Raw genomic sequence first — 8,715 nt, 5'->3', positions numbered from 1 at the left:
AGAGATTACCTTAACAGGGGTAACGGTTCCAACAGGTTTAACATTAAATGCAAGCGGAACAATTACTGTAGCACCAGGTACACCAGCGGGAGCATATACAGTTACATATACAATTTGTGAGGTATTGAATTCAACGAATTGTGATACAGCAAATACCTTGGTTACCGTAGTACCACCAGTTATCAACGCTGTTAATGATGATTATTCATCTACTTTATTTAATGGGGTTGTTGGAGGAATTGCAGGTGATATTACTTTGAATGACACTTTAAATGGTTTGCCTGTTTTAGATAGTGAAATAACTATTACTTTGCTTGATAATGATGGTATCTCAGGATTAACTATTGATGTTAATGGTTCTATTTTTATTCCTGCAGGAACGCCAGCAGGAAGTTATTTAATTCAATATCAAATATGTGAGATACTAAATCCAACAAATTGTGATGTTGCAACAGTTGCAATTGTAATAGGTAGTTGTTTAGACTTTCCAATTAATGATTGTGATGGAGATGGTGTAACTAATGGACAGGAAGCTCTAGACGGAACTAATCCATCTAATCCTTGTGATTTAGTAGCCGCAAATCAAGATACAACTCCAACTTTAACTTGGTTGCAGGGAGATTGCGATGGTGATGGTGTTACTAATGGGCAAGAGGTTATTGATGGAACAAATCCTACAGATTCATGTGATTATCAAATTAATCATGTACTGTTATCACAAGGAGGTCTTTGGTTAGATGCAGATTGTGATGGTGACGGAGTGACTAATGGTCAAGAAGTCATTGACGGAACAGATCCTCTAAATCCATGTGAATCTGTTGAGGAAAATATAACTTTGCCACAATCTCAAGTGTTCTTAGATGGTGATTGTGATGGTGATGGTTTAACAAATGGTGAGGAAATTGGAAACAATCCAAATAGTCCAAATGATGCAAATGGAAATGGTATTCCAGATTATTTAGAAGTTAATAATCATTCAGTATCTGAGGATGAGTTAGAAATTTTTAATTTAGTAACACCTAATGGAGATGGTGATAATGATGTTTTTGTTATTCGAAACATTGAATTGTATCCAAATAATTCTGTTGAAATTTATAACAGATGGGGAGTATTAGTATATGAAACTAAGGGATACGGTCAAAATCAAAAGTACTTTAGAGGTATTTCTGAAGGAAGAGTAACCATCAATCAAGCATCTGAATTACCTGTTGGTACTTATTTTTACATAGTGAAATATGTGAATAATCAAGGAAAACATAAAGAGCGTTCAGGATATTTATATATTAATAGATAATTGAAAAGAGGGAGGGATTTATTTGACTTCCCTCTTTAAAAAAATAAAATAATACATCATGAAAAAAATATTTATTCTTGTAATCATAATGTGGTTGCCCTCATTTGGACAACAAGATTCGCAGTTTACACAATACATGTATAATACTATTAATATAAATCCGGCATACGCAGGAAGTAGAGATGTTTTAAGTGTATTTGGTTTACATCGAAATCAATGGGTAGGATTGGATGGAGCTCCAGTTACGAACACATTTGCAATTCATTCCCCATTAAGAAATGAAAATTTAGGTTTAGGTCTATCGTTTATAAATGATCGTATAGGGCCTTCTGACGAGAATTCTATATCAATTGATTTTTCTTATTCCATACCAGTTTCGTTAAACTATAAATTGGCATTTGGTATAAAAGCTACTGGTAATTTTTTAAATGTAGATTTTACTAAACTTAATATTTATAATCCTGGTGATGCTTTAGCACAATATAATATAGATAATAAGTTTTCTCCAAATGTAGGAGCAGGTTTATATTATTACTCAGATAATACTTATTTTGGTTTATCGGTACCTAATTTTTTAGAGACAAAACATTTTGATAAAGGACAAGGAACATTTTCTCAAAATTCTGTAGCAGCAGAGCGTATGCATTATTATTTCATAATGGGTAGGGTTTTTGAAATTTCTCCTGATGTAAAATTTAAGCCAGCCTTTCTTTCAAAAATTATTAAAGGTTCACCTTTACAAATGGATTTATCGGCTAATTTTTTATTTTATGAACGTTTTACTCTTGGTGCTGCTTACAGATGGGATGCTGCTGGAAGTATGTTAGCAGGTTTCCAAGTCTCAGACAATTGGTTTATTGGTTATGCTTATGATATGGAAACAACAAAATTAGCTAACTATAATTCAGGTTCGCACGAATTCTTTCTTCGATATGAATTTAATAAAAAATCAGATCGAGTTGTAAACCCTAGATTCTTCTAAAATTAGATATTATGAAATTAATTATAAGTATATTAAGTATAGGTTGCTTTTTTTCTGTTTCTGCACAAGAAGTAAAAGAAAAAATAGCAGAGAAAAAATATGAAGGATACTCCTATATTGATGCTATAGCCATTTATGAAAAAGTAGCAGAAAAAGGTCATGTTTCAGTTGAACTATTTCAGAAATTAGGAGATTCCTATTATTTCAATGGCATGTTAGATAAATCAAAAGTTTGGTATGACAAGTTGTTTCAAATGGAAAACCAAACCTTTGACCCCGAGTATTATTTTCGTTATTCTCAATCGTTAAAAGCAGTAAAAGCTTATAAAGAAGCCGATAAGATGATGGAAAAGTTTTATGCTTTAACGAATGATTATCGTGGAGAGTTATATGTAAAAAATAAATTGTATTTAGTTGATATAAACAATAGTTTAGATAAATTTACAATTACTGATGCTGGTATCAACTCTGAATTTTCAGATTATGGAGGATATTTTAAAGATACGAAAATGTATTTTGTATCAAATCGTATTCCTCAAAAGAATAATAAAAAAATTGATAAGTGGACCAATCAAAACTTTTTGAATATTTATCGAGCAGAGTTTAGTGATTCAGCAAAAGCGGTTTACATTGATGAGATTGTGGATGAGTTTAATACGAAATATCATGAATCTAGTCCTGTTTTTACAAAAGATGGTAAAACCATGTATTTTACCCGTAACAATTACAACAATGGAAAAGTTGTTATGGATAAAGATAAAGTAATTAAACTTAAACTTTTTAAAGCATCTTTAGAGAATGGTAAATGGGGTAAAATCACAGAGCTTCCTTTTAATAATAATGAGTACAATTTTGCACACCCTGCTTTAAGCCCTGATGAAAAAACATTGTATTTTGCTTCTGATATGCCAGGAGGTTATGGGAATTCTGATTTGTATAAAGTTACTATCAACGATGATGGTAGTTATGGAAAACCTGAAAATTTAGGAGATAAAATTAATACTAAAGCTAGAGAAACTTTTCCGTTTATTGCCTCTGATGCTACTTTATATTTTTCTTCTGATGGACTTATTGGTATGGGAGGTTTGGATATTTTTAAATCAGTACCAGATGAAAATGGGAACTACTCTAGTTTTCATAATATAGGAGCTCCAATTAATAGTGAGCGTGATGATTTTGGATTTGTAGAGAGTCCATTTAAAAATATTTTCTTTGTTTCTTCAAATAGAGATGGGGGAAAAGGGTATGACGATATTTATAAAGTAAAAGTAAATCCAGAGCCTAAAAAAGGGATTATTATTAATAAGGTTATAGATGATATATCTAAAGAACCTTTAGCTGATACAAAAATTACTCTTTTAGATGCAAATCAAAATAAGATTGCTGAAACGGTAACAGATGCTCAAGGTAATTTTAGCTTTAATGATGTTCGTACAGATAGAGAATTTTATATTCTTGTAGCAAATGATAGCTATTTAGCTAAAGAATTTAGAGTTAAAGGAATTGAACAAAACAATCAAGTATTTGAAGTTGCTCCGAAGGTTATTAAAACTAAGCCAGGTGACGATTTGGTTAAATTATTAAACATTACTATTTATTTTGATTTAGATAAGTATTTTATAAGACCTGATGCAGAAGTAGAGTTGGCAAAAATTATTGAAATCTTGAAAATGTATCCTAACTTAAAAATCGATATTCGTTCGCATACAGATAGTAGACAAAGTGAAGCTTATAATTTAAGATTGTCAACTTTTAGAGCAAATTCAACACGTGATTATTTAATTAAGAAAGGAATTGCTAAAGAGCGTTTAACATGTAAAGGATATGGTGAATCTCAATTATTAAATAATTGTACAGATGAAGTGCCTTGTACTAGAGAACAACACCAATTAAACAGACGAAGTGAATTTATTATAATTCAATAAATATTGATTAAAATTTTTAAAAAGGGACTTAGAAATAAGTCCCTTTTTTTTATAGGATAATTGATTGTTATACTTTTGTATAAAAAATAATAAATATGAAAAACTGGAATCCAATTACAACTGAGCAACAAGTAAAAGATATTGTTGAAAAATCTAACGAGAAACCACAAATTATCTTTAAAGATAGTGTGACTTGTGGTATTAGTGCTTATGCAAAAGAACGCTTGGTTAGCGGTAATGATTTATTGGTTTCAAAAGCAGATTTTAATTATTTGGATTTACTTTCGTATAGAAGTGTTTCTAATTTTATTGCGGATGAATTGAATGTTATACATCAATCGCCACAGATAATTGTGTTGAAAGATGGGGTAGTCGTGTATCGTGTTTCGCATCATAGTATCCAGGCGGAAGAGATTGCAAAGTATTTGTAATTAATAATGCAAAGTAAATCCCATTGCTTTAGCTAAGGGGTAATGCTTTTTAAATAATTCTTCTACAATATCGGTTACGTCATCATATTCTTGGCATAAGGCGAAGAACGGATTGTCGATAATGGTACTTAGTATTGTTGCTGGGTTGCGATAGCCTGAAATGGAAATAGCTCCTGTGACATCTAAGAAATATTGAGCGGTTTCGGAATCTAGGTCTAGTTGTAAGGTATTGGCAAAATGGATGCGTTTGTTGGTGAGTTTACCTTCAAAGAATTCGGCTATTTCTTCTAAACTGTATAAATAATTATCAATAATGATGTTATTGTCTTTTCCTTTAAATACGAAGTAGATGATTTCGTAGTTATTGAAGTTTCGGTCTTCATAAAGCAGTGTACTTAGACTTTCTTCTAATCCTTCAATGCTATCACAGGTTTGGTAAACGTTGGTGATGTTGTATTGTAATGCTAGTTTTTCTAGAGAGGGTAGGATGATGCTGGATGTTTGGGTAGTGATATTGGGTACACTTTCTAGACAGTATAGTTTTGATTGCATTGTTTTTTTACAAAGATATTGAATTTTTAGTACGTGTTTTTTAACGCAAAGTATGCAAAGTTTTTTCGAAAAGTACGCTAAGGCGTTGCAATTGGATGGGAATGCGGATGAAATGGGTCCGCCTAGGGGGAGCGAAGGTGGTTACGGATTTTTTTATTACCTTTTACCTTCGAGTGCCTCAGGCAACGGTTGAAGTAGTTCTTATTAGAGTAATGAATGGAGTTGCATGGTTTTTGGAAGTGGATTGTGTTGAGGGAGGTACACAGAGTCCGAAGTTTCTTATGTTGCACTTTGCATAGTTAACATTAGACTACACGCATAGTTTGACATGCTGTAAAGTATCTCTTTAGTTGCTATGCATATGAAAAGAAAGCGGTACAAATGAAACTTTGACTTTGTTCTAGCACTTGTTCTTGATTTTTTATTAAAAATTTAGTTTTATTTATTTACTGACATTCAAATGGTTGGGAAATGGGTGAGGAGGAAAGTGTATTTTTTTTACTTTTTTCTTTTGAAAACGTTTGCAGAAATAAAAAATCGTTCTATATTTGCACTCGCAATACGGAAGTAGTGTACGACTTATTGGAGAAATGGCAGAGTGGTCGAATGCGGCAGTCTTGAAAACTGTTGACTGTAACAGGTCCGGGGGTTCGAATCCCTCTTTCTCCGCCAGCTGGAAAGCAAATTGAATTAAAACCCTTAAAATCGTATGATTTTAAGGGTTTTTTCTTTTTATCACATATCAAATTATTCATTCATTCGTGAACCTAAAGGGATAAAATCGGTTACCCTAAACAATCCAAATTTTGGGTAACCGATTTTTATCTCAGACTAGTATTCACAGGGCTTTACAGCCAGTTCAACAACCAGTTTAAAAACTGTACATCTTGTGGATTAGTCATATTGAAGTTAAATTTAATAACAACTAAAAAGGTCACCACAATGAAAACAAAAGTATCAATTCTCTTTTATGCAAAGAAAGCGAAAGCAGCTGCAAACGGTTTAGTTCCTATCTACACCAGAATTACTATCAATGGAAAACGTATCGAGCTAAGTACAAACCGATTTGTAGAAATATCCAAATGGTCTACAGAAGCAGGTAAAATAAAAGGTAGTTCAGAAGAAGCTCGTTCAATAAATAACCATCTTGATTTACTGAAAAGTCAAATAAGAGATGCTGAAATGGAATTAATCCATAAAAAGATTGCTTTAACTACTGAAACAATTAAGAGTAAACTATTAGGAGTTGATGAAAGAGCAAGAATGCTCGTCCCTATCTTCCAAGACCACAATAACAAAATAAAAGAACTGGTTGGAAAGGAATACGCTCCAGGAACACTAGAACGCTACACTACCTCATTGAAACATACTATTGAATTTATGCAATGGAAATACAACATTTCCGATATAGATATTACAAAGATAGATCATGCTTTCATAACCGATTACGAGTTTTGGTTACGAAGCGTTAGAAATTGTGCTAACAATACAGCAGTAAAATACTTAAAAAACTTCAATAAAATTATCAAGCTTTGTTTGGCCAATGATTGGCTTGATAAAAACCCATTTGCAAACTACAAGTCAAAAGTTAAAGAAGTTGAACGAGTTTATCTCACTGAAGCAGAAATCCAATCAATTATTGAAAAAGATTTCAAAACTGAACGATTGTCATTAGTTCGAGATATCTTCCTTTTTAGCTGCTTTACAGGTTTGGCATACATAGATGTAAAAAATCTAACAAAGGCGCATGTAAGTTACGGTATTGATGGTGAGAAATGGATATTTACTCACAGACAAAAAACTGAAAGTGCATCAAAAATTCCAATCCTTCCAGTTACACAAATGATAATCGACAAATACGAAAATCATCCACAGTGCATTAATGAGGATAAACTACTTCCTATTCTATCCAATCAAAAGATGAACGCTTATCTAAAAGAAATAGCTGGTGTTTGTGAAATTGAAAAAGAACTAACCTTTCACATTGCTCGACATACTTTTGCAACTACTGTAACGCTTACCAATGGAGTTCCTATTGAAAGCGTAAGCAAAATGCTTGGACACAAAAACCTGAGAACTACCCAACATTACGCAAAAGTATTGGATAGAAAAGTTAGTGATGATATGAAAATCTTGAAAGAAAAACTTGCTCTAAATATTTCAAAAGCTAAAATGCAACTAAAATCTGCTCAATAATTTATACTCTTTATTACTAAATCAGTTAGGCACTTATGCTTTTATTTTTCTTAATTAAGAGCGCTTTTAAGATGGTTTGTATAAAAACTAGCTGACTTTGTATAATATAAAAATGGCAATTATACTATCTACTACTTTAGCATAAAATAATACAAAAACTTCCATTGAAGGAAATATAAAGTAATTAGATTTATGGTGAAAAAGATAGTAATAATTTGCCTTTTTAGCTTTTGGCTAAAAACGAGTGCACAAGAAAATTGGACGTTAAAAAAGTGTATAGAATATGGTTTAATTAATAATCGAAATAATATAATCTATGCTAACGAAAAACTAGCTGCTGACGCCAAAGCTAAAGAAGTTCTAGCTGATTACTTACCACGCATTAGTCTAACCTCAACACTTGATAATAACCTAAAATTGCAGCAAAGTGTAATTCCTGCTGGAATTTTTGGACCAGATGAAGTCAGAGTATCACTAACACAAAAATTCAATTCCAATTTCGTGGGACAATTAGATCAAGTTATTTATGACCAATCGTTAATAACAGGATTAAAAGCTAATAAATATAACAAGCAAAAAGCAGAGCTCAATGTAGAGCAAAGTCAGGAAGCTATTATTTACAATATCAGCATGGATTACTTCCGATTTTTTGTTTACAAACAACAATTAGAATTGTTGTAAATCGTCAGCAAAAAGTGGACTGATTTAGTTCAAAACTAAGAGAGTGTTTTCAAAAATTATTAACTTTGAAATAGTATGAAAACACCTAAGAAAAAAACAGCAGAGAATTTCATCAAAGACATTCGTAGAAATACACGACGAATCTTTAGTTCCGAACAGAAAATCCAAATTGTAATGGAAGCTTTACGTGCAGAAATGTCAGTTGCAGAATTATGTCGTAAGTATTCAATTAATGAATCTCAGTTTTACAAATGGAATAAAGAGTTTTTAGAAGCTGGTAAAAAGCGTTTAGCAGGCGATACCACAAGGGAAGCCACAAGTGATGAAGTAGTAGAACTCAAGAAAGAAAATCAGCGTTTGAAAGTCATGATTGCCGATTTAGTTTTACGCTACGATATTGTAAAAAAAAGCTTGGACATGCTGGATTAACTGAAAAGTTTAAAAAATATATGCGACTTACAGTATCCGAAAAACAAGAAATCATTCACATGGTTACTCGTTCAGAAATTGGCGTAAACCGAACACTTCGGGAGATTGGAATTAACAAGAGTACCTTTTACAATTGGTATCATGCTTACAGCGAAAATGGTGTTGAAGGATTATTTCCAACCAAAAGAGCATCAAACAGGCAATGGAATAGCATTCCACAAGAAC

At 32.1% G+C, this 8,715-nt stretch carries 9 protein-coding genes and 1 tRNA gene; 9 read left to right on the top strand and 1 reads right to left on the bottom strand.

What is annotated here, in order from left to right; all coding sequences use genetic code 11:
- The 4 genes from B4I81_RS05655 to ytxJ all read left to right on the top strand — a co-directional run.
- Positions 1–1,294: gliding motility-associated C-terminal domain-containing protein (locus tag B4I81_RS05655; RefSeq protein ID WP_291108601.1), on the top strand; the 1,294-nt coding region annotated here is incomplete at its 5' end.
- Between the two features lie 58 nt (positions 1,295–1,352).
- Entirely contained in the window at positions 1,353–2,276 is a 924-nt protein-coding gene (locus tag B4I81_RS05650) for a PorP/SprF family type IX secretion system membrane protein (RefSeq protein ID WP_291108599.1), read from the top strand.
- Between the two features lie 11 nt (positions 2,277–2,287).
- Positions 2,288–4,201 carry an OmpA family protein gene (locus tag B4I81_RS05645; protein WP_291108597.1) on the top strand — a complete coding sequence of 638 codons (1,914 nt, stop codon included), beginning with the start codon at positions 2,288–2,290 and terminating at the stop codon, positions 4,199–4,201.
- Between the two features lie 95 nt (positions 4,202–4,296).
- The gene (gene ytxJ / locus B4I81_RS05640; RefSeq protein ID WP_291108595.1) at positions 4,297–4,632 is read left to right on the top strand and encodes a bacillithiol system redox-active protein YtxJ; all 336 of its coding nucleotides are present in this window, start codon (positions 4,297–4,299) and stop codon (positions 4,630–4,632) included.
- Here ytxJ and B4I81_RS05635 read toward each other — a convergent pair whose 3' ends face one another.
- Positions 4,633–5,184: a DUF6642 family protein gene (locus B4I81_RS05635; RefSeq protein WP_291108593.1), complete on the bottom strand. Its 552-nt coding sequence runs from the start codon at positions 5,182–5,184 to the stop codon at positions 4,633–4,635.
- Between the two features lie 584 nt (positions 5,185–5,768).
- On the opposite strand from B4I81_RS05635, the gene B4I81_RS05630 reads away from it, so the two are divergent.
- The 5 genes from B4I81_RS05630 to B4I81_RS05610 all read left to right on the top strand — a co-directional run.
- A tRNA-Ser gene (locus B4I81_RS05630) sits at positions 5,769–5,856 on the top strand.
- A gap of 270 nt (positions 5,857–6,126) precedes the next feature.
- On the top strand, positions 6,127–7,380 hold the full coding sequence (locus tag B4I81_RS05625) for a site-specific integrase (protein WP_291108591.1): 1,254 nt from the start codon (positions 6,127–6,129) through the stop codon (positions 7,378–7,380).
- Between the two features lie 192 nt (positions 7,381–7,572).
- A complete protein-coding gene (locus tag B4I81_RS05620) occupies positions 7,573–8,061 on the top strand; it encodes a TolC family protein (protein WP_291108590.1) in 489 nt (162 codons plus the stop codon).
- Positions 8,062–8,136: 75 nt separating this feature from the next.
- A complete protein-coding gene (locus B4I81_RS05615) occupies positions 8,137–8,490 on the top strand; it encodes a transposase (protein WP_291108588.1) in 354 nt (117 codons plus the stop codon).
- A gap of 20 nt (positions 8,491–8,510) precedes the next feature.
- Positions 8,511–8,715: helix-turn-helix domain-containing protein (locus B4I81_RS05610; RefSeq protein WP_291108586.1), on the top strand; the 205-nt coding region annotated here is incomplete at its 3' end.

Origin of the sequence: Flavobacterium sp. UBA6195 (assembly GCF_002422095.1) — a bacterium.
GTDB lineage: Bacteria > Bacteroidota > Bacteroidia > Flavobacteriales > Flavobacteriaceae > Flavobacterium.
This window is presented reverse-complemented; position numbering and strand designations above follow the sequence as displayed.